Source organism: Bacillus sp. FSL L8-0099 (genome assembly GCF_038006385.1).
In the GTDB taxonomy this organism is placed as follows: Bacteria; Bacillota; Bacilli; order Bacillales; family Bacillaceae_G; genus Bacillus_A; species Bacillus_A toyonensis.
Genome location: NZ_JBBOVC010000001.1, coordinates 931,803 through 956,261, shown reverse-complemented (window position 1 = coordinate 956,261; position 24,459 = coordinate 931,803). Strand labels below are relative to the sequence as shown.

Genomic DNA, 24,459 nt, shown 5'->3' with positions numbered 1-24,459 from the left:
GGGTGGCAAAAGCAATGAAAAAGATTATGAATGATGTACAACATATCGTTCAAGATATGCTGCATGGCTTTTATTTTGAACATAACGACAAAGTGAATTACGACGAAACAAACAACATCATTTATGTAAAAGATATCGAAAAACTGAAGCAAGACGTCGCTATTATAAGCGGCGGTGGTAGCGGACATGAACCTGCTGATATTGGCTATGTAGGAAAAGGAATGCTTACGGCGGCAGTTAACGGAAGTATCTTCACTCCGCCCACAGTCGAACAAATCGTCGCAGCAACTCGCTTAATACCAAAGGATAAAAGTATTTTATTCATCATTAAAAACTTTAAAGATGACGTTGAGAACTTTTTAGCGGCAAAGCAAATCACTAAAGAAGATGGAAGAAAAATTGAACACATCATCGTAAATGACGACGTTTCAATTGAAGATGATGCTTCTTTTAATAAAAGAAGACGCGGCGTTGCTGGTACTGTTTTCGTTCAAAAAATACTTGGCGCGGCTGCTCTTGAAGGTCATTCTTTAGAAGAACTAACAGCAATTGGCCGTTCTATCACCGAAAACTTACACACATTAGGAGTCGCCCTTTCACCTGCAAACGATCCAGTACAAGGAAAAGCTTCCTTCTCATTAAACGAAGATGAAGTCTTTTACGGCGTCGGTATCCACGGTGAACAAGGTTACCGTAAAGAATCGCTATCCTCTTCTGAAATATTGGCGATCGAACTGATGAACAAACTAAAAAGTATTTACCGCTGGAGAAAAGGAGACAATTTCGCTATTCTCATTAATGGACTCGGCGCAACTCCACTAATGGAACAATACATTTTCGCAAATGATATTCGCCGTTTATGTGAGCTGGAGGGATTACAAGTGAAGTTCGTAAAAGTCGGTACACTGCTAACTTCTTTAGATATGAAGGGTGTTTCGCTCAGTTTGCTTAAGGTAGAGGATTTGGATTGGGTGAAGTGGTTGAAGGAAAATACGGAAACTGCTAGTTGGTAATACAAATAGGATGGCTTCAATTGGCCATCCTATTTTTGTACGAAATTCAGCTATTAAAAAAATTCTGCCCTCAATATGACAGCAAATTTACATCAAAAATGTAAATCCTCATTTCCCTCGTATTTTCCTTTATTAAATCTTTTTCTTATGAACAATTCTGCAACAAGTAAATTGGGTACCCATGCTAACCAAGCAATAATAGCGTAACTAATTTCAAACCGCTCTATTCCAAATAGAACTATAAACAACGGTAGCCAAATTCTTAATGTAACTGCTCCAAAGGTTAAAGAATAATTCCTAATCATCCAGTTCCGATGCTCTTTAATTTTTTTATTCTTAACTCTATGTAACGCTTGATATGCTGATGTTAGCCAGAATACAGATAACAAACCAAAACCTAGCTTCGCTACCAATCCTCCCGTAGCATAAAAGGATAGATATAGTCCAGAAACGCCTCCTAATAATACACCAACCAGATAGATTCTCCCAACTATTCGATGACGGTTGATATTCCTTTCTCTAAATCTAGTGGATAATGTAAAAGGACCAATTACTAATGCTACTATACTAGTTGTAATATGTATAAATAGCATCCTATACCAGAACGCACTTAATTTAGATCCAAACATAAGCTTCGCTTTTACAAGCCCTGTTTGAAATCCATCCATAATAAAATATTGGACAACAATATAGCCAGTTACTAAAAGAGCAAAAAAAGTAACTACAAACCAAATTTTCCTGTTCAAATTTTACTGCCTCCTTATTACATTAAGGAATTAGATTATACATTACTGTTCATTCTAGGGAAAAATAGAAAAGCCTTCTTCATACATAAAAACCCTCAAGTATATCGTTCTATACTTGAGGGTTTACTCATCTATTCCTTCTCATCTCTCATTTTCTTAAATCAATAGTCAGATCATTTGTAATCTGCTCAAGATGGAAAAATCTTTTTATATAATGGATATCAGACCATTTTTCTTCTCCACCAATAATAAATAATTCTTGCGCATCATACATAAATGAAAAGCTTGGATAGAAACTGTCCGCTTTTATTTCAATCCCACCAGTACGATTACTGATCATCTTACAGTCTGCTGAATAGCTTAATAGCGTATAGAGAGAATCTTGTGCTGATTGGAAGAAATACTTCATAAGTGTGGTTATATCATCATTATTGGTAATGCACACTTTAAAAAAGTTCGTATCCTTTTTCTTATTAGTAAAAACTAGCTCAAAATGAAGTTTATTCTCTTCTAAAAATCCTTCAATAAAGTCTCTACATAAATAAGTTTCAAATAACATATACATAGGAAATTTGTTATGTGTACCCATAAATCCTTTAATGATTTCTTCGAATCCTGTATGTTGATTCCAATTCGTTCCCACTCCTATCATAATAGGGTGATTTAAATAAATAGGATACGGTGATAACCCTTCATCTTTTAACATATATACTCGTTTTTCATCTGTATGAAGAGCTGGTTGAGGCCCTTTTAGTAAGTATTGAGATAATTGAACACTTAACACATTTACACCTACCTATCATGTAATACATAAACTGTATCTATTAAGTTAGAAAAAGCGATTAATTATTCACATTTTACCGTGTTTAAGCGAGGAAAACTAGAATCATTTTATAAAGTGAAACTTTAATCAGTGAGGGTTTTGTTCATCCCCCACTGATTATTAGCCTTCACCAATCGGGCGTTTACGGGATAAACGAGATCGTATCTCATTGAAGGATTACAGGTCCCCAGGATAATAAATTAACATCATACCTACAAATGAACACACTAAACAAAAAACAGCCTCGTATTTTATGACTAAAGAAGAGTTGGTATCAAACTTTTTTTCTTCTCTTGTAAATATCATTTTAAATAAAACTCTATATAATACATACCCAATAATCGCCCCGAGAGTATTCGTAAATACATCATCAATATCTGTAATTCTACTATTTAGTAATTGACTTAACTCAATTGCAAGTGAAAAAAAGAATCCCGCATATATAGTATTTTTCATTTTTCTAAACTGCGGCCAAATAGTCGGTAATAAAAAACCTAACGGCATAAACAGTACAATGTTCAAAAGGTATGCAGTACTACCTGCAGTATCAAATAAAGTCAAGTTAATTTGACTTACACGAATCCACGTTTCATTTCTACTTATATCCCATACAGTCGCGATCTGCGTCACCCCATATACTAGCGAAAGGTAGAATAGAAAAACATATACCCATAGAAAATGCAGAATAGATATATTTCTTTTCGCTTTAAAATAAAACCCAATTTGAAACACAATACAAAAAATAATAGTAAAGAAATAAGTATACAAATAACTCATCAAAACTTCTGTATGCATGCAGAATCCCCTAACTTTACATTTTCATCTATGAATTTGTCGTTTTTAGTATCCTTCTTGATGTAACTCATTTATAGGATAGGAAAAATTTTTAAAATAAAAAGTGGGGGAAACATAAAATTTTTCTTAAATCTTCAGTTGGGTTTTATTATTACTCTTCTTGGGAATCCGCCATTGATAGCTAGGCAACAACATGCTTGAACGTAACAAGATTATCATTTTTGCACGTAATCCTCGTAGTACTTTAATCGATGAAACATATATAAAATCATGTGAATCGTTTGTTCAGTTAAAACATGAAATTAAGAAATATATGACGTACTATAGTCACTCTTGCTATCAATAGAATTTAAAGAAGATGACTCCTGTTTGCATACAGAAATCATCTTTTTTAGGTTACCTAACTTTTTTTAGAATTTCCTTTACAAAGAGTACAGATCAAGAACACCTTATGCCTATTCAAAGGGATCAACTATACCTTCTTCCCTTAAAATCACCAAAATCCATTCACAAATCTATAAAAGTAGATATAACATCCTTATGGAACCTTTATTAATTTATAAAGCATTGTCAAATGAAACAAGATGTCAAATTTTATCATGGTTGAAAAATCCAGAAAACTATTTCGATGAAAAACCTTATCTAGAGCAAGGCCTTAACTTTCAAGTTGGAGTATGTGTAGGAGATATCCAGCTTAAAACTGGTTTAGCCCAATCGGTTATTTCTAGTTATTTATTAACTATGAAAAAGGCAGGACTACTAGACTCTGACCGAATTGGAAAATGGACTTACTATCGTCGAAATGAAAAAACAATACAAGAGTTTTCTGAATACGTCCAAAACGAATTATAAAGTGAAAGCTAATAATCAATTAGCATACCAATTGATTATTAGCCTTCACACATTCTGCTTTTTTATAAAATTGCACTACCTATAAAAGCAAGAAACATGGAAAGGAGAAATTTTTTTAACACATCATATCTAGTTATTTAGATATCTGTTATTGTATTTCAAATTACATAGTCCTAATAATATTGACATCCAATCATGCTTGCAATAATGCTTCTTTGTTAATGAATTTACTTTCAAAATACTAGTACGAATGGAGAGTTTTATAAATGAAAAAAGTAAATCCTTTACTTATTCTGACACTCGCAATAGGTGTGTTCGGAATTATTACTACCGAAATGGGTATTGTCGGTGTATTACCACAAATCACTCAGAAATTCGGCATTTCAACTGCACAAGCAGGATTTTTAGTAAGTATATTCGCACTAGTTGTTGCTATTTCTGGTCCGTTTCTAATTTTGCTCGTCTCTGGGATTAATCGCAAAATAATTTTATTAACAGCAATTTTTACATTTGTTATTTCAAATATAATCTACGCTTATACAACACAATTTGAAATCATGCTTATTTTTCGTATTTTACCGGCTGCACTTCATCCACTCTTCTTTTCAATCGCTCTTGTAACAGCTGCTAAACTTGTCCCTCCAGAAAAGAGCGGTCAAGCAGTTACAAAAGTTTTCATGGGAATTACTGTTGGTTTCGCTTTAGGTGTACCACTAACCTCTTACCTTGCAGACCAATTTTCACTCGAAATGGCTTTCTTATTCGGAGCATTCGTTAACACTCTTGCATTCATTGGAATACTACTCCTACTTCCTTCTATGCCTGTTAAAGAAAAAATGTCTTTCGGCAAACAAATTCGTATACTCGGCAAACCAGGATTATGGTTAAATATTTTAACCGTCACATTCCTTTTTGCAGCCATGTTTTCCGTATACAGCTACTTCGCTGAGTACCTTGCAACAGTAACTTCCATGAATGGATCTCTCATCAGTATTATGCTATTCATATTTGGTATAGTTATGATTTTAGGTAATCATTTATTTGGTAGTCTCCTGCAAAAAAGCGTAGCAAATACCGTAATATCGTTCCCTATTCTATATTCTGTTGTTTACATATTAGTTTATTATTTAGGTTCCTACCTTATTCCAATGATTTTTATGGTATTCATTTGGGGAATCGTGCATGCTGGCGGATTAATTGTTGGTCAAACATGGTTAATAAGTGAAGCAAAAGAAGCACCTGAATTTGGTAATAGCCTATTCGTTTCATTCTCAAATCTCGGAATTACTTTAGGAACAACTATTGGAGGCTGGTTCATTTCAAACTTAGGTATTCACCAGCTTATTTGGAGCGGATTTCTATTCACACTACTTTCCTTTCTATTAGTTATAATAAAACTAAAATTTTTCAATTCTAATAGTCCAGCTTCATTATCAAGCTAGTACATTACAGTTCCAAATTTGATAAAAATATTATAAATTCTTCTCTATATAACATACAGGTTATTCTTCTTATAAGATTTTCCAAACTAAAAAGTATAATGCTCAAAGCCTTTAGCCATAATTACGACTAAAGGCTTTTTTGTATATAAAGTAAAACTTTAATCAGTGGGGGTTTTGTTCATCCCCCCACTGATTATTAGTCTTCACCAATCAGGCTTTTACAGGCAGTTAATGCGGGATAAAAATAAATCTCAAAGGAGCTACTACTTTATGGAGCATAATCAAAATGGAATACTTGCTATAATTGTTTTGGTTTTAGGATTAGTGTTTTTTGTTAGTGGAATGGTTTATCATTTATGGGGTTCTTATTAATAGCATGATTGTAATCACCCATCCCCCTCAAGTATATCGTTCCATACTTGAGGGGTTTTTTAATATGTTAAAAGACCATTTCTACGACCGTTGGCTGTATTTGGAGTATCAGCTGTATCTTTCATTTTACTAATCATAATAGGAAGGGTAGTAGCTCTAAATTTTCATGTGAAAGATCAACAGACTACTTCACTCCCAAAATTAAATACCGTTTATAAAGAAACGGATGATAAATCTAAAGAGATTGATAAAGTGAAACTTTAATCAGTGGGGGTTTTGTTCATCCCCACTGATTATTAGCCTTCACCAATCGGGCGTTTACGGGCAGCCCGACAAATAGCGGGATAAATTAAAAGGGGATATATCACTATTGGAAACGCAAAATAAAACGCTAGATGCTGAAGTGCAAAGATTAAAAGAAGAATTAGCAAAGAAAGAACAACCTAAAAAAGAAGAATCAAAACGAGAAACGCAACAACCTGCTGTTCAACCGGAAAAGAAAGAAGAAGCTAAACAACAACAATCTACAGGTTCATTTGCAAATCCAGTGAAGGATATCAACAAAACCGAAGCAATAAATAGAGTGAAGGAAAAAGCGAAGCAAGACTTCAAAGATGATTACATGACTCAAAACTTTGTTACTAGTGAGCAAACGAAAGCGTACGATTTCTTATATGGCATTGAAATAAAATCACAAGAAGAATTGAACATGATGAAAAACGCATTAAAAGATTTTCCTAACGATTTTATGAAAGCTAAGTTTGTTTATGAAGAACAGATGAAAACAAAAAATCAACAATAAACATTTTTAAAGTTCACATTGCCTTTATAAGGGGATTATGAACAAAGTAGTGAAGTAAGTGATAGCACTCGGATGAGTGCTTTTACTATGTAGATCAACAAAAGAGAGGAATAAACAATATGAATAGAAAAGCTTTCATTGGATTTCTAAGTACTATCATTATTCCAATTACCAGCATCTACTATCGGCCTAATTAATTTTTCCTTATGCCCTTTAGCATCAACCGTTTCAAATTTCTTTAAACTATTACATATGTTTGTACCACGCTTTGTTGATACGTTCACACTTCACAGTTGTTGAATTTTTAGACTTATCCCTTAGTGTACCCATACTATTAGAACATCCTACCATATTTAGACAGAATGTAGCCAACACACATGATATTATTAATTTCTTCAAATAGCCAATTCAAACTCTCTTTCGGTTAACGTTTTTTCATAAAAATAAGTTCCGTACTCATTTTACATTATATTAAAAGTTGAAAAATATTCTTATACTCATAAATTGTTACATTTAAAGGTGAGAAACGGAATTTCATAAGATATTATTATTAAAAACTTACATACAATTTAAATATAGCCTCTTATACAAAAAAATTCCAATAAAATATAGATTTGAAACATATTTCTCAATGAATAAAATAACTTAACATGGTAAAATAATATTGGGATGAGAATCCCAATATTATTAAAATTAAGATGGTTCAAGTCGAAGAAAGGCACCTTAGGGTGTCTTTTCTTTATTTCTCAATGTAAGAACTTTAAGGATATGCTAGCAAATTCCCTTTTGTACAATGAAGGAGTAACACCTAATAGTAAGGCCCATCTATTTCCGTAGGTGGGCTTTATGTAATTTTACACTTATGCATGATGGTTCGATTCGGAAGAAGGAGCCTTTTATAATGAAATTTTATAAAAAGGCCTTAAAAAACAATAATTGCAACTATATTAATTTTACATTACATTAAGGATGGAGAATATTATTATACTAATAAAGCGCTAAATAGTAGGGGGAAAAATGGAATTTTGTGATTTGGGTATTACCATTAAAGAACTTCGAATTAAAAAAAATATATCACAATCCGAATTATGTCATGGCATATGTTCACAAAGTCAAATTAGCAAGATAGAAAAAGGTATGATTTATCCATCTAGCATATTGTTATATCAATTATCAGAAAGACTTGGTGTTGATCCAAATAATATATTTGCACTAACTCAAAACAAAAAATTAAAATACGTAAAAAATGTAAAATATGTAATGAGAGATTGTGTAAAGCAAAAACAATATAAAGAACTTTATGAAATAGTAAAAAAAGAGAAAAACGAAAACAATTTCCAATCAACAGAAGATAAACAATTTCTAATATGGTATGAAGCAATTGCTATATATCGTGTGAATAACTCAACAAAAGCGGCTTTAACTCTTCTTAATAATGCATTAAAACTAACTTTAACCAATGTTGATTGTTTATCAGAAAGAGAAATAGATATTATGCAATCAACTGCTATATTGTATGCGGAAAACAAAGAATACGAAAAAAGTATTAATATGTTAAAAAAATGCTTAACTAATTTTAATAAGTTAGATTTTCCTAGAGATAAAGAAATTAAATTAAAAATTATTTTAAATTTAGCAAAATGTTTAGACTTCACCTATCAACATGAAGAAGCAATAAAACACCTTGATAAGGGCATCAAATTAGCTATTAATCTAAACACTTTATACCTATTAGGTGAACTATTCTATTTAAAAGGTCAGTATTTATTAAAGATTAAACAACATGATGAAGAAGATGTTGTGAATAACATGAAAAAAGCATTATTTATATTTGAACTAACAGAAAAAGAACATTATATACAAATGATTAAAGATGAATTGATTGAAATACAAAATAAAAAACACTCATAATTTCGTAAAAACTACTTACAAAGCCCACAGGAAAAATCTCTATAGTTTTTAAACTTAGAACGATATTATTAAAATGAAAGTAGTTCAAGTTGGAGGGAGGTACCTTTGGTTGTCTTTTTTCTTTATTCGTAAATCTGTATTTTAACATGCAATTCCTTTAATCTTATATAAAGGATAAATTAAAATAAGGAGGATATTTATACATGCAAAAAGGTGCTCTTATAATTACATCTTTATTACTTATAATTAGTTTATTTATAATCGGGAAAGGGATAATAGATCGTCATTTTATTACAGGTGATCCGAAATTAAGAGAAGAAGCTATTATAGGTATTATGTGGCACTTAGAGGACAAAGGCTATACGAAGTCAGATGTTCTAGAAATTAAATCTTCTTTTAATAGTAAAATAGGTCAATATGGAGCACATGTTAAATTTAAAGATGAACCAAACATATGGTACAAATACATAGGCTGGGATAACCCTCATACAGGTAAGGTTGAATTTGGGCAAGGTGATAATGGCGAGCAAGGAAAACATACAGAATTAAAATAATATATATTTAATTACATCATAAAAGCATATTAAGGTATCTTTTCTTTAAAAAAAGCACTCATAAGAGTGCTTTTTTTAATCTAACTAATATTATTAATTATCCCCAAGTTCCACCTTCACCAATAAAGTATAGCCCTAATTTATGTTGAGTAAATAAGAAATCTGCTGGGTGTACAATGTAGAATCTCTGTGTTGGGAATAAATCTACCCCAGCTCCATCACGATAAGATAAATAAACAAGCTTACTACAGTATGTTTTCGCACTGTCTACTTTAGCAGACGTTGTAAAAATGTCATATTTGTAGTTATAACGATTCTGATAAAAATGATTATAAGCATAATTACCAGCTGCCGCACCAACTGATCTATTCGGGTGTCTGAAATAGAAAAATCTCTTATAATACGGGTTGCCCTTATGAATGAATTCCCACTTAGATAGTTCTTGCATTTGAACAGCAGGATACTCATCTGTACCAGGAGCATGAACTATTTGATAATCTTTACCGTCCATAGGATCTTTAGCAATAATCGCTGTATGTCCTGCTATTGGACCATATCTAGAATTAGGCGTATATATTACATCTCCTTTACGTACCCAATCATCCGGCATTGCACGTGCCGCAAAACTTCTTGCTTTTCCATCATTACTAGATTCTAAACTCTTTCTAAACTCCTCAATCTCCTCTTTTGATGGAATTCGAAGTTGCTTTTGTTCAGGTTTAAGCATTGTGGAATCACTCGCAGATTCTACAAACGCTCTAGCTTTTGCTGCTTGTTGTACTTTAATACTGTCAAAATCTAAATCATTTTCATTATAACCTAGCGATTGTCGCATTGGTTCCCTTTTTTCATTGAACTCTTTTTCAGCGTCAAGGCTCATCCATTTTTTCCCTAAATTAGTGCCTACTAGATAAAAAGTTCCTTGCTCTGTTTTCTGCATATCATATGCAAAAATCGGTTGAGGACCATAATATCCAACTCTATCAGCTTCTATAAACGGTTTATCAAAAGTAGAGAAATTTACATCTACATTAATTCTAGCTCCGTTAGGCGCAGCCCATTTAAGGCCTTCACTTGCAGTAACTATCTTCCACCAACCATCGGCACGTTTTTCCACTACAGCAAGGAATTTTTGTGGCCCATATGCACTCCCCTTAGCTGATGTAAAAGACGGTTCGCTATAAGAAGAAAAGTTATTATTAACTGCTACTGTCTCTGCAACACCTGGATACATCCATTTGTCGCCTTCCCAAGTTTGAACTTTCAACCATCCTTTAGTATTTCCCTCAATTACTCTAATAGTAGTAGGGCTATAAGGTACTTCCATATTTCCTTTTTGAGATGAAAATGCAGGCTCATAAAACACTAAAAATGGTTTATCAAATGCTTTTAACTCCCCATCTAGGTTAACCCACTTATCACCCTCATAAGTTGCTACTTTCCACCAACCATTTGTACGTTTTTCTTTTACAACAAGTGATTTTTGTGGCCCATATTGGTTTCCACCACTTGCTTTTTCAGATGTAAATGAAGGTTCATTATACGCATAGAAATTTTTATCTACTTTTACCGCTTCAGAATTAAGGAAAATCCATTTATCTCCTTCATTGGTTTGAATCTTTAACCATCCATCTTCTTGTCCATCTATTACCGTAACTACTTGAGGTGCTATAACATTACCATTGTTCCCTTTTGGTGATGTGAATTTAGGTTCAGCAAAAGTAATATAGGGTTTCTCTATTTTCTTTTTTTCCCCATCGGTATTAATCCACTTATCGCCTTCCCAAGTTCCTATCTTCCACCAACCATTTGAACGCTTCTCTTTTACAGTTAGAGCTTTTTGAGGTCCATATTGAGCTCCACCATTTCCCTTTGCAGATGTAAACGATGGCTCGTTATATGCAAAGAACGATTTGTTAAATGGTATAACTTCATCAGCAAATGAAATGTTGTTCGCTGAAAAAATTACAAATACAAATAATAAAAATGAAAACAACTTCTTCAAGACAAATCTTCCTCCCTTGGAAATATATTAAATAAAATAGTAATTCATGTTATATAATGTCATATATTTATATAAATTTCTATATATATTTCTATATATTTATATAAAACGGAAAATGTTATTATAATTCGAAAAGTGTTATTATTTAAAGTTCAGATAATCCAAGTCGGAGAAAGGCACCTTAGGGTGTCTTTTTTTATTTTCAAAAGGACCTGCTCAATTATTGCGTAAAAAACATAAAGTAATTTGAATCCGTTAAAATACATGAGTGACCTTTTGTTTTCCCCTCTTATTAAAAGGAGGAACTATTATGGGATTTGGTGGTAGTTGTGGCGGCTGTGGATTTTCTGGAGGCTTTGCTTTATTAGTTGTATTATTTATTTTATTAATCATCGTTGGAGCTTCTTGCTTCTGCTAAAAAACTATCGGAAAAGACACTCATATATGGGTGTCTTTTCTTTTTACGTTAAAAGGCCCCCTATTTCCGTAGGTGGCCTTTATCTTTATTACACAATATTAAAGTATACTCTCTTTTCCCCGTAAACTTTATGTAATTATACATATTAGCGAAAAAATACACTTAATGAATATTAAATATAGTAAAATATAAATTGTGGACATGTTCTATAAAGCAGATTCTTTTGACAGGCGTAACATATCAATCATTATAGGGGATGTGGCGTTACTCCGATACTGATCTCAAATCTCTTTTATTTTATGAACTAACAATCTGATGTATATAAACAATTCTGTTTTATAGGGTGTGTTTACATTTATAACAAAGGGGTAATACGGATAGATTCGTATGAAATGAAAATGGTTCAAGTCGGAGAAAGGCACCTCAGGGTGTCTTTTCTTTATAATAAAAAAGCTCTCCATAAAGGAAAGCTTTTACGTTTATACATGTAAGTCATCCAAATTAGTGATTCACACAACTCTTTATTCCTTCACATCTTTCATGCTGTAATATCCTAAATTAATAATAATTAAGAAATACCCACCCATAATTCCAGCAGCAAATATCCACATGAAATCATGATGTTCAATTTCATACATAATAATCGCGCCGAGTATTGCGGCTGCAAACCGATTTATCATTCCAAGCATCGGCGCTTTTTCTTTTTTCACAATGCTGTCTCCGAACTTTTCAATACGCCTTCCTAAAATCCAGGCGCAATACATACTCACTAAAAGACCAATGCCCCCCCTACAAACTGGGCTGAAAAAGGTGTCATAAGCCATCCTAATACCATCACCCCTAGCAAACAATACATTTGTATATTGAATGATCTTAATGCCATACGAATCATGCAATGCTCCTTACCTTTCTCATTAGTCCCATCTTTCGGAGTTCAAGCTTTCCGATATATCTTTTTTAAAATGAGGAAATTTGATTTTGCTCACCATTAAATAAGCGAGTACGCATGTGCCAAACGCCACGGAAACTGGATTATTCAAAAAGCATAAAATGAGGAGACACATTGCCGCGAATGGTATTGGCATTCCGATAAATGTCGGGAGTTTGCTTTGCTGCGTGTTAAATCTCGCAAGCCGAAGCATGCCACACATACTGTAAGCAAGCGCACATATCATCCCGATAGACTGTAATTCTTTCAATGCGACACTATATGCAAGAATAGACGGTGCCACACCAAAGGTAACTAAATCCGCAAACGAGTCCAACTCTCCGCCAATTTCCGAAACAGCATCAAGTTTCCGAGCGACCATACCATCAAAAAAATCAAATAACATACCTGTAATAATAAAAACTGCTCCTAAATAAACATCGTGAACGAAAACAGCGTAAATAGCCAAAAGCCCACATACAAAATTTGCTATCGTAATCATATTTGGTATGTAACTCATAACATGCTTCTCCTCCTTTCTACTAATTGCTTCATCTACGTTCTTACTCATTAGAATCAAGATCCTTCTGTTTTTCTTCTAATATAACTTTATTTATTTTCGTTAACGTATCGGTCATTTGCTCTAAAGCATGTATATCGATTTTAGAAAAGTACTTCTCAATTAATACATCATCTAAATCAGACAACCGCTCTATATACTTACTACCGTTTGGACCAAGTGTAAGGAAATACTCCCGCTTATTATTAGGGTTTACTTGTTTCGAAATCATCTTCTGTTTTTCCAATTTCGATAAAACTTGGCTCACAGCACTTTTCGATATATTAAAAGTAGTCGCAATGTGATTCGCTGTCGTATTTTCATTTAAATTAATATGAAATAGCATGCTCTCTTGCTGTCCTGTAAGACCGTACTCATCTTTTAGCTCCTGAAATAGTAAAATGTAAAATTCATTATAAGCCCGGTTCATTTCATTAATTACTTCTTTATACGATCTAGTCATAGCATTATTCCTCCATGCTGTTATTTCGTTTTGTTATATAGTTAAGTTCACTTAACTTAACTATATAATACCGTTATGTTCGTGTAAAGGGAAATATAGCTCTATCCTTTATTTACAATGAAAAAAGAAGACATCCATTAAGATGTCTCCTTTTCATACTTAAGACTCCAAATTCTCACCATTCGTCTCAATTACTTCTTTATACCAATTGAAACTGTTTTTCTTCGATCTTTTTAATGAACCTTTTCCTTCATTATCTTTATCAACGTATATATATCCATAACGTTTTTTCATTTCTCCAGTAGAAGCACTTACAAGGTCAATTGGGCCCCAGCTTGTATACCCGATAATATCTACTCCATCTTGAATTGCTTCTGACATTTCGATCATATGCTTTTGCAAGTAATCAATACGGTATTCATCATTCACTTCGTCTTCACCATTTAATTGATCGATTGCACCGAGACCATTTTCAACAACAAATAAAGGTTTTTGGTAACGATCGTAAAGTTGGTTCGCTGTAATACGGAAGCCTTTCGGATCAATCGTCCATCCCCACTCTGATTTTTCCAAATATGGATTTTCAACAGAACCGAATACATTCCCGCTCGTTATGCTTTTTAACACTTCTGGATCTGTGCTTGTTGCTCGGCTTGAATAGTAGCTAAATCCAATATAATCAACTGTATGCTCTTTTAAAATTTCCTCGTCTTCTTTTTCCATTTCAATTGTTACATTGTTATCTTTAAAGAAGCGTTTTGCGTATCCAGGATATTGTCCTCTTGCTTGTACATCAATGAAGAAGAATGATTCACGGTCTTGTTCCATCGCACGAAAAACATCGTCTGGATTACATGTGTATGGATACGTTGCACCAGCAGCAAGCATACAACCGATTTTTGCGTCTGGAATCATTTCATGACACGCTTTTACAGCTAACGCACTTGCGACAAGTTGGTGATGCGCTGCTTGATACTGAATTTGTGTTTTGTTCTCACCTTCTTTAAATGCTAGCCCTGCACCCATGAAAGGTAAATGTAAAAGCATATTAATTTCGTTAAATGTCATCCAATATTTCACTTTATCTTTATATCTATTAAAAATCGTTTTTGCATACGTCTCAAAGAAAGTGACAAGTTTTCTACTTCTCCAGCTTCCATACTTTTCTACTAAATGAATAGGAACATCAAAATGAGCCATCGTAACGACTGGTTCAATGCCCTGCTTTAACAGTTCATCAAATAAATTATCATAAAACTGTAATCCTGCTTCATTCGGCTTTTCATCTTCACCATTTGGGAAAATACGTGTCCAAGCAATAGATACACGTAGCGCTTTAAATCCCATTTCTGCAAACAGCGCGATATCTTCTTTATAACGATGATAAAAATCAATCGCTTCGTGTGATGGATAAAACTCCCCTTCTGCTGGTGTAAAGGAATGAATATTCCCCTTCATAATATCCCAACGTTTTTCACCCGTTGGCAATAGATCAACTACCGTCAATCCTTTTCCATCTTCTAAATATGCTCCTTCAACTTGATTGGCTGCGATTGCTCCACCCCATAAAAATCCTTTAGGAAAAATAACTTTAGACATATAGAAAAACTCCTTTATATAAGAATTAACGAGGAAAGGCATTGTAAGTTTTAAAGAATACCTTTCTTCGTGTAAACCTGTATGAAATGTAACTACTATTTAACTCCTAACTCTAGTAAGGAATCTCCAGCTTGAATCTTTTCTACTTCAGTTTTTTTAATACTATATTTATTATAATTTGTAACAACAACTGGTGTTGTCACAACATAACCCGCCTTTTGAATTTCAGCTATATTAAACTCAATAAGTAATTGCCCTTTTTCTACTCTCGCTCCTTGTTCAATATGAGAGGAGAAAAATTCGCCATTTAATTTCACAGTATCCATTCCAATATGGATTAAAATTTCAGCACCTGAATCCGCCGTAATTCCTACTGCATGATTCGTCGGGAAAAGTGCAGAAATCGTACCTGAAACTGGTGAAAACAACTTTCCTTCTGAAGGCTCAATCGCAACCCCTTCACCTAACGCACCTGATGCAAATGCAGCATCGTCAATATTTTGAAGTGGCATAACGGCGCCATGAAAAGGACTCAGAATTACTTCATCATCGTTTGATGCAGCAATTTTATCAATTGTTTCAGCTGATTCTGTAGAATCTTTCTTTTTAGTAAAACCAAATAAATAAGTAAGAACAAAACCTAATATTAAAGAGACAACCATCGCAATAATCGCGCCCCAAAATCCAGCTGTAATCCCTTCTTTCGGACTAATGAATGTTGGAAGCGCAAATATACCAAGTCCACCTGTCATATAAGCTTGCGTACCGAATACGCCAAGTATTCCGCCGCCAATTCCTCCCGCAATACAACTCATAATAAACGGCTTTTTAAGAGGAAGTGTAACACCATAAATCGCCGGCTCTGTAACACCGAAAATACCCGAAATAAAAGCTGGAATACTAAGTGTTTTTAATTTCCGATCTTTCGTTTTCATCCAAACTCCAAGAACAGCCCCAATTTGAGCAAATGAAGTAGCGAATATAAGCGCTAATATAGGATCAATACCGTGCACTGCTAAATTGTTATAGCCAATCGGGACAATTCCCCAATGAAGTCCGAAAATAACGAGCACTTGCCAGAAAGTACCAAGTACTATCCCTGCTACTAATGGACTTAAATGATAAACCCAAAGTGTAGCCTGTCCTAAAAATTGACCTGCCCACGTCGCAATCGGACCAATAACAAGAAATGTAACTGGTACAACGATTAGTAACGTTAAGAATGGTAGTACAAATGTTTTCACAACATCTGGAATGACTTTCTTTAAAGACTTTTCTACTTTCGCTCCAAAATAAGTAGCAAGAATAATTGGAATAACAGATGATGCATAGTTCATTAAAATAACTGGAATTCCTAAAAACGTAATATGAATTGGTGATTCAAACATCGTTCCTGCAAATAGCGTATATAATGGCTCACTTGCTTTTAAACCGGATAGAGCCGGATACACTAACGCTCCCCCAATTGCCATACCAATGAATGGTGATCCTCCAAATTTCTTACTTGCTGTATATCCTAAGAAGATTGGGAAGAAATAAAATAATGAATCGCCAACTGCATTTAATATTTGATACGTTCCTGACTGCGTACTTAACCAGCCTAACGCTACAAATAGTGCATTAAATCCTTTAATCATCCCAGTTGCAGCTAGTACTCCTAAAATGGGAGTGAAAATGCTAGAAAGAATATCTATAAGACTACTCTTTTTCTTCTCACTCGCACTTTCTTCCTCTGTTTCTTGAAACCCTCCAGCAGCAATAACCGCTTTATATACGTCGGATACATGGTTACCAATTACAACTTGATATTGTCCGCCACTTTTCATAACAGTCACAACATCTTCCATACTTTTCAGTACTTCTGTATTTGCTTTCCCCTCATCTTTTAACTGAAATCGTAAGCGAGTTATACAATGTACAACGCTATTTATATTTTCTCTCCCGCCAACATGTTTCAGTATGTCCTTTGCTAATTTTTCATACTTCATAGTTATTTCTCCTCCCTACAATCATCCCATTTATCATTTTTATAAAGTGAAACTGTAATCAGTGGGGGTATTCATCCCCCACTGATTACTAGCCTTCACCAATCGGGCATTTACGGCAGCCCGACTCCCACATAACTTCTTTGCCTCAGCCGAATTTTGAGGTGGGTAAAAGAAAAAACCTAAACTAACCGTAACGACGTGATACATACGAATCACTCCATTACAAGTCAATTTAGGTTTTGCCTGCCAAACAGTAACAATCCCGTTTATTCAATTACATAATTCATTGCGTTTCGTTACACGATGAATGTGCAACGTTACGTACACTTTTTCATCTTTTGAAAGATGACTATTATGTGCTTTTTGTAAGTATGCTTCAATTTTTTCTGTACAACAATATGCCTCTTCATACTTACTTTTCACTTGCTCGTATAAAAACTCATCCTCTGCCGAATGCAATTCCTTCTGCATTAAACGCTGGGCAAAGTATCGTAAATGCGTTACGAACCGACTATAATTAAATGAATTTTCATCTAAGTTCATCTTATAGTGGTACTTTACAACATTTAAAATATCTTGGACGATTTTCGTCATCGCCACCGTTTGCTGCATTGCCGGCTCTCCTTGCTGCGCATTCACGAAATGCAAGGCAATTGACCCTGCTTCATCTTCAGAAAGTCTAAAGCCAGTCTCCTCTTCAATTATGTTCAAAGCTTGTAGACCAATTTCAAACTCTTTCTGATAAAATCTCTTAATCTCCCAAAGCAAAGTATTTTTCAGATCCATTCCTTCTTTATGCCGAGTTAAGGCGAAACTTAAGTGATCCGTTAATGTAAGATAAATATAATCACTTAAAGTCCCCGGCAAAACTGTCTTAGCAAACTGAATAATTCTCTCTGTAATCTCTAAATTTTCTACAGGAATTTCAGTTAGTAACCTAGCGAGTTTCTCTGATAATTCTCTTGTTTCTAGTACAAAGGTCTTTTCTATCTTAGATTCATCAATCGCATCGCCTACTTTTTTCTGAAACCCCAAACCTCTGCCCATAAGTACAACTTCTGTCTCATTATCCTTCATCGTACAAACAACATTGTTATTTAAGATTTTATGGATTCTCATATTGTTCCGCCTTCTTCTTCTTAAAGTCACAAAAGGTAATAAAAAAACCTAAACTGATTCCAAAAGCTACACTACACCCGTAGCCTCTAGATCAATTTAGGTTTTGCCTGCCGAACAGTAACAATCCTTTTACTTATTAACTTACTTTTATTATACACAACAAGTAAGCGTTTGCAATGATAAATTATTGAACATTTTTTTACAAGAGAAAACAAAGACTAAGCATTTCAAAAAGTATTTTTCCTTTTTCGATATACTAATAGTTTATCAGCTGTTGTTTTAATGTATTTAAAACTTTCTTTCTCTCTTCATAATCTTCTGCATCAGCTTCTTCCCAAAGCTCAAGATCAGCCCCTCGCTCAATTAATGCAATCGCATTGTTGCGAACCTCATCCTGAAGACACCCTTTCTCCAATTGTATTGCCGCAAGACCAATATATACTAAAGACATAACCTCTAAATCTTCATCTATATCAAACTCATCTAAATACTCTTCTAAAATGAGCTTAGTTGCTTCTTCTACACTATTATCTTCTTCTAAGTACTCAATAAACTGTTCTTTCACATCACAAGTTGTATCATCATCAAATAACCCAGTTCCCCAAGCGCCCATATTCCACAGCCCCTTCTTTGTACTTTTCTATTATATTTCAATCTTAAATATAATAGAAATTCATTACAAGGCTAGTTATATACATCATTATATTTTACAATTACTATAGGTAATATATATATTTTACCACATGTATCATTCTGAATAATCAAACAAAATTATCGATAAAATTCCATATAGACCCATTACTGGTTAAAATGTTATAATTAAATCACCCTACATAGTTACTCATAGTCAGACTGAGGAACTAGCGTCTTATTAAGCAATGCGCATAACTTAAATAAAAAAGACACTTTACAGTGTCTTTTTTATTTACATTCTATTCATTATTTTTTCATAGAAGTTATCTCTTTTATACACAAAATATATCAAACTTGAGCTCGACTATCTTTCAAGTTCCCTTATCGACCTATACTTATTTAGAGTTTCCCTTCAATCCAACTACCCGATTGGTCAAAATAGTATTTGTTACCACCAATTGATTGCCAACCCGTTAACATTGCACCTTCACCATTTAAGTAGTACCATTTACCACCTATTGATTGCCAGCCTGTTAACATTGCACCTTCACCGTTTAAGTAGTACCATTTACCACCTATTGATTGCCAACCTGTTAACATTGCACCTTCACCATTTAAGTAGTACCATTTACCACCGATTGATTGCCAGCCCGTTAACATTGCACCTTCACCATTTAAGTAATACCATTTACCACCTATTGATTGCCAGCCCGTTAACATTGCACCTTCACCATTTAAGTAGTACCATTTACCACCTATTGATTGCCAACCCGTTACCATTGCACCACTACTATTTAAGTAATACCATTTACCACCTATTGATTGCCAACCCGTTACCATTGCACCTTCACTATGTAAGTAATACCATGCACCACCTATTGATTGCCAACCCGTTACCATTGCACCACTACTATTTAAGTAATACCATGCACCACCGATTGATTGCCAACCTGTTACCATTGCACCACTACTATTTAAGTAATACCATGCACCACCAACATTTTTCCAGCCAGTAGCCATTTTGCCATCACTGTTTGTATAATACCAATTGTTATTTTTAAATACCCAACCTTCTTTTGTTGTATTAGGGTCTTTATCTTGAGCATTGTTAGTGAGCTTACTCCAGCTTGGATCGTATTTCACCCACTCACCTTTCTTGATTTCATACCAGCCATCTTTAATAGATAACACTTTGTATTTTTCACCCTTCTTAGCAATGCGGACAACTCCATAATTCACTCCTGCACCACTACGAACATTCACGCTTGTACCAGTGATTTCTAACTCAATATTTGGCTCAGCTGGGTTTGTTTCGTTACCATCTACATCTTCTTTTTCGTCTACTAACGGAGGATTCGTTCCAGTACCCCCATTCAGATATCCATTAGCGCCTTCTACAAATGAATTCCAAGTCCCCCTTGTGATAATAATATCAGGGCACTTCTTTCCACTCCATTGTTCATGGCGTCGTAAATTACTCGCGCTGATTCCTTCTTGTTTCATTAAATGCGCTACTAATTTTTTCGCGTTTTCTACCGCTTTATTATAGTCGCCATCTTGATTAACCGCTATCTCAATACCGATTGATTCTCTGTTTCCTGTACCTGTACCACCATCACCTGCATGCCAGCCATTTTCATTTGTTGGTAGATGCTGATAAATTTCTTTATCATCTACAGTAAAATGCCAAGAAGCCGTTCTAACAGTACCGCTTGTTGCTTGATTGTATAAATACTTTGCATGACTCTCAGCATTCGCACCCGGTGCCGTATTTGCTGTTTCATGAATCGTAATATACTTTGCTTTCATTGGGTTTGCAGGTCGAATATCTGTGTTACCAGCTGGTATAATCCACTCTACAAACGGAATTCCACTAATTGTTCCACTTTTCTTCGTTGCTGATGGATCTGCTGCTGAATACCCTATACGGTTAGAACTACGCATTTGGGGTTGCATAGAGCGAGAGCTTCCATCTCCTTTACCATCTACATCTTTAAACGCATTTTCAATATTTTTTAAAGCTTCCGCTTCCGTGACTTTTCCTGTCTTAGCTTCTTTAACGGTCTCTATATCACCATGAACATGTGCGTCTTTTTCTCCGTCTGCAATTGACAATTGATTCGGTTGATTAACACTCTCTTCTGCTAAAGTTGTTAATGGCACAGTTGATAATAAAGTTAGTCCTGTTGTTAAAGTAATTACGTATTTTCCTAGATTTCTTGTCATAGTTATTACGGTATATTTTACTAGATTAGTAGTAATACCTTCCTCCCCTATACATGATTTTTTCACTTCCAGATTTATGAAATAGAACATTCATTTCATGCATCTGATACCACCAAAATTAAAGAACAGATTTTTCGGAAACTTACTACAATGCATTAGTAAAATTAACTTCTCTCTTGTTTTATACATTCTATCTTCCGAATATTAAATACACTAGATTTATATTCAAACAATAGGTTCGTTAAATAGTAACCTTTGAGTGTAATCATTCCTATTCATTCTAGTTCTCCTAAATATACATAAGTGCAGTGGCGTCCCAGACTATATCATATATGATATAGGAGAAAAGTAAAAGGTCATATATTTATATTGTTGTAAACTTTTATAAATAATATTACATACACAAAACCACTCAAGTATATCATTCCGCATTTGAGTAGTTCTCATTTCTGCCCTAAAAGATATGAATCTATTTCTTAATAAAACTATCATAAAAATTTCAATGTAAAGCAATCGAACTGCATGAATAATAACTAAAAAAAGGCCCCATTACTGGAGCGCTCAAAAAATAATATAAGTAAATGAATTAAAAGAAATAACAGACAACTAAAATATATACGAATAAACATTCTTTAATCTATATATATGCAACATTACATAAAATTATTTATTATTACATGCTATACTAAAACTGGAGTCGATAATTGTTATTTTCTTCTTAGTTTTAAAGCAATATGGATATACCTTCTAATCGCATTTGGATTGTACAAGGAAAAGAAGACACCTTAATGGGTGTCTTCTTTTCTTATATTTTTATGAATTCTTTTGAGTTGATGCTCTCCAATCACGAAAAGATGTTGGGCGTCCAGAATAAGCTCTTTGCTTTGTAACAGCTGGTTTTTCTTCAATAATAGTTGATTTCTCTTCAGGAGTATTTGGTTTTTCTTCAAGAATAGTCAAAGCTGTTTGCATTTTCTCCAGCTGTTCTCTTAAAGCTTGCTGTTCAATCTTTAAATCTGTAAGTAAGCGTAAAATCATCTCAGAATTAGCCATAAAGATCCTCCTTCTCCCAATACACAGAATAAAATACAATATGTAAACGACGAAATACCGGTGACAAAAATAAGTTTGTCAACTCTTATAAAGTGAAACTTTAATCAGCCCGACTCCCACCTAACTCCTTTGCTCCAGCCAAATTTTGAGGTGGGAGTTTTACTGCACATTAATGCGGGATAAAATCCCAAGTACTTTTATTTTTCAAAAGGACCTGCTCAAGTTTATCCGTAAAAACATAAAGTGAATTAAATCCATTACGGAAGGAGGAGTTAATATGGGTTATGGCGGTAGTTGTGGTGGAGGCTGTGGTTTCGGTGGCGGATTCGCCCTACTTGTTGTACTCTTTATTTTATTAATCATCGTTGGAGCTAGCTGTTGGGGCGGCGGATTCGGCTGCTAAGGAGAGGCACTCTTGAGAGTGTCTTTTTTTTTATGTTCTACATACATATTACTTCATATAGTAATTTCCCAGCACTAAAGGCTACTTTCACAATGAAGTGCACCCCCATTGTATTGTTTGTTTCATATTTATTGTTATTTTCCCTCTCAAAAATTGCACATTTTAAAATTGACATAGCATTTCATTCACCATATACTGTTAACAACAGTATACTGTCATTAACAGTAAAATAATCTATTTTAGGAGGTCTATTTATGAAACATACAGGAAGACATACAGGGGCATTCCTTTTATTATTTCTAGCCGAGGGGGATCACTATGGCGGGCAATTATTACAAAAGTGTGAAGAAGAACTTCCGGTCAATCCAATCGATAGTGCCATCCTATACCGCACACTAAAGAAATTAGAAAACGAAGGTGCGATTGCATCTTATGTAAGTACAGCTCATCAAGATAAACCGAGAAAGATGTACAAAATTACCCTTGCTGGAAAGGAACAATTAGCAGATTTTCAAATGGATATTGAAGAAAAAATGAAGAACTTATCCTTTTTCCTAGACAAATATAAAGACTTAAAGGAATCCGATCATGATTAACGGTATGATCCTTTACACTTTAGCCATTGTCCTTACGGGAATTTCTTTTATGAAAGATCGTAATAAAACGAAAGAAGCTCTAATGAAGTCATGGAAAATGTTTCGCAATCTTCTACCTGCCATGCTCTCCATCATGCTTTTCGTTGGCTTATCACTTTCCGTATTAACGCCGTCCTTCATCTCTTCCATCATTGGAGAGCAGTCTGGATTGTTAGGTATTATTTATTCTGCAATCCTCGGTTCTGTGGCACTCATCCCAAGCTTTGTCGTATTCCCTCTTGGAAATACATTAGTTCAACATGGTGCAGGTCTTCCTCAAGTTGCGGCACTTATGTCTACACTCATGTCAGTAGGGCTTACAACTATGCCGATGGAACAAAAGATATTTGGGCGAAGCTTCGCTTACGCACGTAATGCGTCTGCTCTGCTCATGTCTCTCCTATTCTCCTATATCATTTGGGTGGTGATGGTATGAACGAATTAAAAAGATATCGCTTCTTTTTCATTTTACTACTGGGGCTCTTTGTATTAACTTTTATAAATCAATCTTTAGGCAAGGCGGCATTACAACTAACAGGGAATAGCATTTTAGATATGCTGTTTCTCCTTCCTCCTGTCCTACTATTTGTAGGATTACTTGATCAATGGGTGAAGAAAGAAACCCTCATGAAATATATGGGCAAAAATTCCGGCGTATACGGAATCTTATTCTCTCTATTATTAGGTGGAATTGCAGCTGGCCCCCTCTATGTCGCCTTTCCAATCGCCGCATTACTTTTGAAAAAAGGGGCGAGCATTAAATACATCGTATTTTTCTTAGGCGTTTGGACAACTGCAAAATTACCAATTATCGTATATGAATTTTCTTCATTTGGAGCTACTTTCACACTTATTCACATTTGCTTCGGTTTAGTATTCTTCTATGTAATGGGCCTTATTTTTGAGAAGTTTTATGATCAGGGGCAATTGTTGCGGTATGATGTTACGGAGGAAATGTAAGGTTAACACCCATTGGATAACAGATGCAGAAGATCGAACTGTCATTGTAAAAAAAGAGAAACTAACATTAACAACTTGTTACCCCTTTAACTACATCGGTGATGCCCCAGATCGCTATATTATTGAAGCATCTTTAATTTCTACTAGCTACAAAGAGGTG

Annotated in this window: 22 protein-coding genes and 4 pseudogenes; 13 read left to right on the top strand and 13 right to left on the bottom strand. The window is 34.3% G+C overall.

Going from position 1 to position 24,459, the window contains the following annotated elements; genetic code table 11:
• The first annotated feature begins 14 nt into the window (after positions 1 to 14).
• On the top strand, positions 15 to 1,013 hold the full coding sequence (dhaQ, locus tag MHH42_RS04915; RefSeq protein ID WP_070172809.1) for a DhaKLM operon coactivator DhaQ: 999 nt from the start codon (positions 15 to 17) through the stop codon (positions 1,011 to 1,013).
• Between the two features lie 92 nt (positions 1,014 to 1,105).
• On the opposite strand, the gene MHH42_RS04910 is transcribed toward dhaQ, so the two are convergent.
• From MHH42_RS04910 to MHH42_RS04900, 3 genes are all read right to left on the bottom strand, one after another.
• Positions 1,106 to 1,759 carry a DUF2306 domain-containing protein gene (locus MHH42_RS04910; RefSeq protein WP_097895891.1) on the bottom strand — a complete coding sequence of 218 codons (654 nt, stop codon included), beginning with the start codon at positions 1,757 to 1,759 and terminating at the stop codon, positions 1,106 to 1,108.
• Between the two features lie 148 nt (positions 1,760 to 1,907).
• On the bottom strand, positions 1,908 to 2,543 hold the full coding sequence (locus MHH42_RS04905) for a hypothetical protein (protein WP_070172807.1): 636 nt from the start codon (positions 2,541 to 2,543) through the stop codon (positions 1,908 to 1,910).
• Between the two features lie 216 nt (positions 2,544 to 2,759).
• A complete protein-coding gene (locus MHH42_RS04900) occupies positions 2,760 to 3,377 on the bottom strand; it encodes a VanZ family protein (RefSeq protein ID WP_070172806.1) in 618 nt (205 codons plus the stop codon).
• A 244-nt stretch (positions 3,378 to 3,621) separates the two neighbouring features.
• Here MHH42_RS04900 and MHH42_RS04895 point away from each other — a divergent pair.
• The 6 genes and pseudogenes from MHH42_RS04895 to MHH42_RS04870 all read left to right on the top strand — a co-directional run.
• Positions 3,622 to 3,723: pseudogene (locus tag MHH42_RS04895) on the top strand (TetR family transcriptional regulator); the annotation flags it as partial.
• A 194-nt stretch (positions 3,724 to 3,917) separates the two neighbouring features.
• Positions 3,918 to 4,229: an ArsR/SmtB family transcription factor gene (locus MHH42_RS04890; RefSeq protein ID WP_000433544.1), complete on the top strand. Its 312-nt coding sequence runs from the start codon at positions 3,918 to 3,920 to the stop codon at positions 4,227 to 4,229.
• Between the two features lie 266 nt (positions 4,230 to 4,495).
• Positions 4,496 to 5,671, top strand: coding sequence for an MFS transporter (locus tag MHH42_RS04885; protein ID WP_070172805.1), 1,176 nt, complete (start codon positions 4,496 to 4,498; stop codon positions 5,669 to 5,671).
• A gap of 718 nt (positions 5,672 to 6,389) precedes the next feature.
• Positions 6,390 to 6,845: pseudogene (locus MHH42_RS04880) on the top strand (Branched-chain amino acid permease); the annotation flags it as partial.
• 1,017 nt (positions 6,846 to 7,862) lie between these two features.
• The gene (locus MHH42_RS04875) at positions 7,863 to 8,756 is read left to right on the top strand and encodes a helix-turn-helix domain-containing protein (RefSeq protein ID WP_000393592.1); all 894 of its coding nucleotides are present in this window, start codon (positions 7,863 to 7,865) and stop codon (positions 8,754 to 8,756) included.
• Positions 8,757 to 8,959: 203 nt separating this feature from the next.
• Positions 8,960 to 9,310, top strand: a complete 351-nt coding sequence (locus MHH42_RS04870; RefSeq protein WP_340892955.1) for a DUF3139 domain-containing protein — start codon at positions 8,960 to 8,962, stop codon at positions 9,308 to 9,310.
• A gap of 97 nt (positions 9,311 to 9,407) precedes the next feature.
• On the opposite strand, the gene MHH42_RS04865 is transcribed toward MHH42_RS04870, so the two are convergent.
• The gene (locus MHH42_RS04865) at positions 9,408 to 11,315 is read right to left on the bottom strand and encodes a hypothetical protein (protein ID WP_016107949.1); all 1,908 of its coding nucleotides are present in this window, start codon (positions 11,313 to 11,315) and stop codon (positions 9,408 to 9,410) included.
• A 310-nt stretch (positions 11,316 to 11,625) separates the two neighbouring features.
• Here MHH42_RS04865 and MHH42_RS04860 point away from each other — a divergent pair, with 310 nt between their 5' ends.
• Positions 11,626 to 11,733: a YjcZ family sporulation protein gene (locus MHH42_RS04860; RefSeq protein WP_000505673.1), complete on the top strand. Its 108-nt coding sequence runs from the start codon at positions 11,626 to 11,628 to the stop codon at positions 11,731 to 11,733.
• A gap of 521 nt (positions 11,734 to 12,254) precedes the next feature.
• Here the strand turns inward: MHH42_RS04860 and MHH42_RS04855 are convergent.
• The 9 genes and pseudogenes from MHH42_RS04855 to MHH42_RS04815 form a co-directional block, all read right to left on the bottom strand.
• A pseudogene (locus MHH42_RS04855) lies at positions 12,255 to 12,625 on the bottom strand (ATP synthase subunit I).
• Positions 12,626 to 12,647: 22 nt separating this feature from the next.
• Positions 12,648 to 13,232, bottom strand: a complete 585-nt coding sequence (gene pssA / locus MHH42_RS04850) for a CDP-diacylglycerol--serine O-phosphatidyltransferase (protein WP_340892954.1) — start codon at positions 13,230 to 13,232, stop codon at positions 12,648 to 12,650.
• Entirely contained in the window at positions 13,225 to 13,683 is a 459-nt protein-coding gene (locus MHH42_RS04845; protein WP_000198623.1) for a MarR family winged helix-turn-helix transcriptional regulator, read from the bottom strand. Before MHH42_RS04845 ends, pssA begins: the two co-directional genes overlap by 8 nt.
• Before the next feature lie 159 nt (positions 13,684 to 13,842).
• Entirely contained in the window at positions 13,843 to 15,282 is a 1,440-nt protein-coding gene (locus MHH42_RS04840; RefSeq protein ID WP_098624107.1) for a 6-phospho-beta-glucosidase, read from the bottom strand.
• 95 nt (positions 15,283 to 15,377) lie between these two features.
• Entirely contained in the window at positions 15,378 to 17,270 is a 1,893-nt protein-coding gene (locus MHH42_RS04835; RefSeq protein WP_340892953.1) for a beta-glucoside-specific PTS transporter subunit IIABC, read from the bottom strand.
• Between the two features lie 270 nt (positions 17,271 to 17,540).
• On the bottom strand, positions 17,541 to 18,389 hold the full coding sequence (gene licT, locus MHH42_RS04830) for a BglG family transcription antiterminator LicT (RefSeq protein WP_052943389.1): 849 nt from the start codon (positions 18,387 to 18,389) through the stop codon (positions 17,541 to 17,543).
• Between the two features lie 256 nt (positions 18,390 to 18,645).
• The gene (locus MHH42_RS04825; RefSeq protein ID WP_000501498.1) at positions 18,646 to 19,002 is read right to left on the bottom strand and encodes a DUF4259 domain-containing protein; all 357 of its coding nucleotides are present in this window, start codon (positions 19,000 to 19,002) and stop codon (positions 18,646 to 18,648) included.
• Positions 19,003 to 19,421: 419 nt separating this feature from the next.
• Entirely contained in the window at positions 19,422 to 21,248 is a 1,827-nt protein-coding gene (locus tag MHH42_RS04820) for an N-acetylmuramoyl-L-alanine amidase (protein WP_070173003.1), read from the bottom strand.
• 813 nt (positions 21,249 to 22,061) lie between these two features.
• On the bottom strand, positions 22,062 to 22,301 hold the full coding sequence (locus MHH42_RS04815; protein ID WP_000013684.1) for a hypothetical protein: 240 nt from the start codon (positions 22,299 to 22,301) through the stop codon (positions 22,062 to 22,064).
• Positions 22,302 to 22,578: 277 nt separating this feature from the next.
• Here MHH42_RS04815 and MHH42_RS04810 point away from each other — a divergent pair, with 277 nt between their 5' ends.
• The 5 genes and pseudogenes from MHH42_RS04810 to MHH42_RS04790 all read left to right on the top strand — a co-directional run.
• Positions 22,579 to 22,704 carry a YjcZ family sporulation protein gene (locus tag MHH42_RS04810; protein ID WP_000540377.1) on the top strand — a complete coding sequence of 42 codons (126 nt, stop codon included), beginning with the start codon at positions 22,579 to 22,581 and terminating at the stop codon, positions 22,702 to 22,704.
• A gap of 254 nt (positions 22,705 to 22,958) precedes the next feature.
• Entirely contained in the window at positions 22,959 to 23,300 is a 342-nt protein-coding gene (locus MHH42_RS04805) for a PadR family transcriptional regulator (RefSeq protein ID WP_000683174.1), read from the top strand.
• Positions 23,293 to 23,775 (top strand): hypothetical protein, encoded by a 483-nt coding sequence (locus tag MHH42_RS04800; RefSeq protein ID WP_070172803.1) that lies wholly within the window; start codon positions 23,293 to 23,295, stop codon positions 23,773 to 23,775. Before MHH42_RS04805 ends, MHH42_RS04800 begins: the two co-directional genes overlap by 8 nt.
• Complete coding sequence (locus MHH42_RS04795; protein ID WP_070172802.1) at positions 23,772 to 24,299, top strand: permease; 528 nt, start codon at positions 23,772 to 23,774, stop codon at positions 24,297 to 24,299. The genes MHH42_RS04800 and MHH42_RS04795 overlap by 4 nt, the downstream gene beginning before the upstream one ends.
• A pseudogene (locus MHH42_RS04790) lies at positions 24,298 to 24,441 on the top strand (sortase domain-containing protein); the annotation flags it as partial. The gene MHH42_RS04795 and the pseudogene MHH42_RS04790, both read left to right, overlap by 2 nt.
• Positions 24,442 to 24,459 lie beyond the last annotated feature (18 nt).

Excerpts from the sequence above, each read along its gene's own strand:
- dhaQ (WP_070172809.1), top strand. The coding sequence starts at position 15 with ATGAAAAAGATTATGAATGATGTACAACATATCGTTCAAGATATGCTG.
- MHH42_RS04900 (WP_070172806.1), bottom strand. The coding sequence starts at position 3,377 with ATGCATACAGAAGTTTTGATGAGTTATTTGTATACTTATTTCTTTACT.
- MHH42_RS04890 (WP_000433544.1), top strand. The coding sequence starts at position 3,918 with ATGGAACCTTTATTAATTTATAAAGCATTGTCAAATGAAACAAGATGT.
- MHH42_RS04885 (WP_070172805.1), top strand. The coding sequence starts at position 4,496 with ATGAAAAAAGTAAATCCTTTACTTATTCTGACACTCGCAATAGGTGTG.
- MHH42_RS04875 (WP_000393592.1), top strand. The coding sequence starts at position 7,863 with ATGGAATTTTGTGATTTGGGTATTACCATTAAAGAACTTCGAATTAAA.
- MHH42_RS04870 (WP_340892955.1), top strand. The coding sequence starts at position 8,960 with ATGCAAAAAGGTGCTCTTATAATTACATCTTTATTACTTATAATTAGT.
- MHH42_RS04860 (WP_000505673.1), top strand. The coding sequence starts at position 11,626 with ATGGGATTTGGTGGTAGTTGTGGCGGCTGTGGATTTTCTGGAGGCTTT.
- pssA (WP_340892954.1), bottom strand. The coding sequence starts at position 13,232 with ATGAGTAAGAACGTAGATGAAGCAATTAGTAGAAAGGAGGAGAAGCAT.
- MHH42_RS04845 (WP_000198623.1), bottom strand. The coding sequence starts at position 13,683 with ATGACTAGATCGTATAAAGAAGTAATTAATGAAATGAACCGGGCTTAT.
- MHH42_RS04840 (WP_098624107.1), bottom strand. The coding sequence starts at position 15,282 with ATGTCTAAAGTTATTTTTCCTAAAGGATTTTTATGGGGTGGAGCAATC.
- MHH42_RS04835 (WP_340892953.1), bottom strand. The coding sequence starts at position 17,270 with ATGAAGTATGAAAAATTAGCAAAGGACATACTGAAACATGTTGGCGGG.
- licT (WP_052943389.1), bottom strand. The coding sequence starts at position 18,389 with ATGAGAATCCATAAAATCTTAAATAACAATGTTGTTTGTACGATGAAG.
- MHH42_RS04825 (WP_000501498.1), bottom strand. The coding sequence starts at position 19,002 with ATGGGCGCTTGGGGAACTGGGTTATTTGATGATGATACAACTTGTGAT.
- MHH42_RS04820 (WP_070173003.1), bottom strand. The coding sequence starts at position 21,248 with ATGACAAGAAATCTAGGAAAATACGTAATTACTTTAACAACAGGACTA.
- MHH42_RS04815 (WP_000013684.1), bottom strand. The coding sequence starts at position 22,301 with ATGGCTAATTCTGAGATGATTTTACGCTTACTTACAGATTTAAAGATT.
- MHH42_RS04810 (WP_000540377.1), top strand. The coding sequence starts at position 22,579 with ATGGGTTATGGCGGTAGTTGTGGTGGAGGCTGTGGTTTCGGTGGCGGA.
- MHH42_RS04805 (WP_000683174.1), top strand. The coding sequence starts at position 22,959 with ATGAAACATACAGGAAGACATACAGGGGCATTCCTTTTATTATTTCTA.
- MHH42_RS04800 (WP_070172803.1), top strand. The coding sequence starts at position 23,293 with ATGATTAACGGTATGATCCTTTACACTTTAGCCATTGTCCTTACGGGA.
- MHH42_RS04795 (WP_070172802.1), top strand. The coding sequence starts at position 23,772 with ATGAACGAATTAAAAAGATATCGCTTCTTTTTCATTTTACTACTGGGG.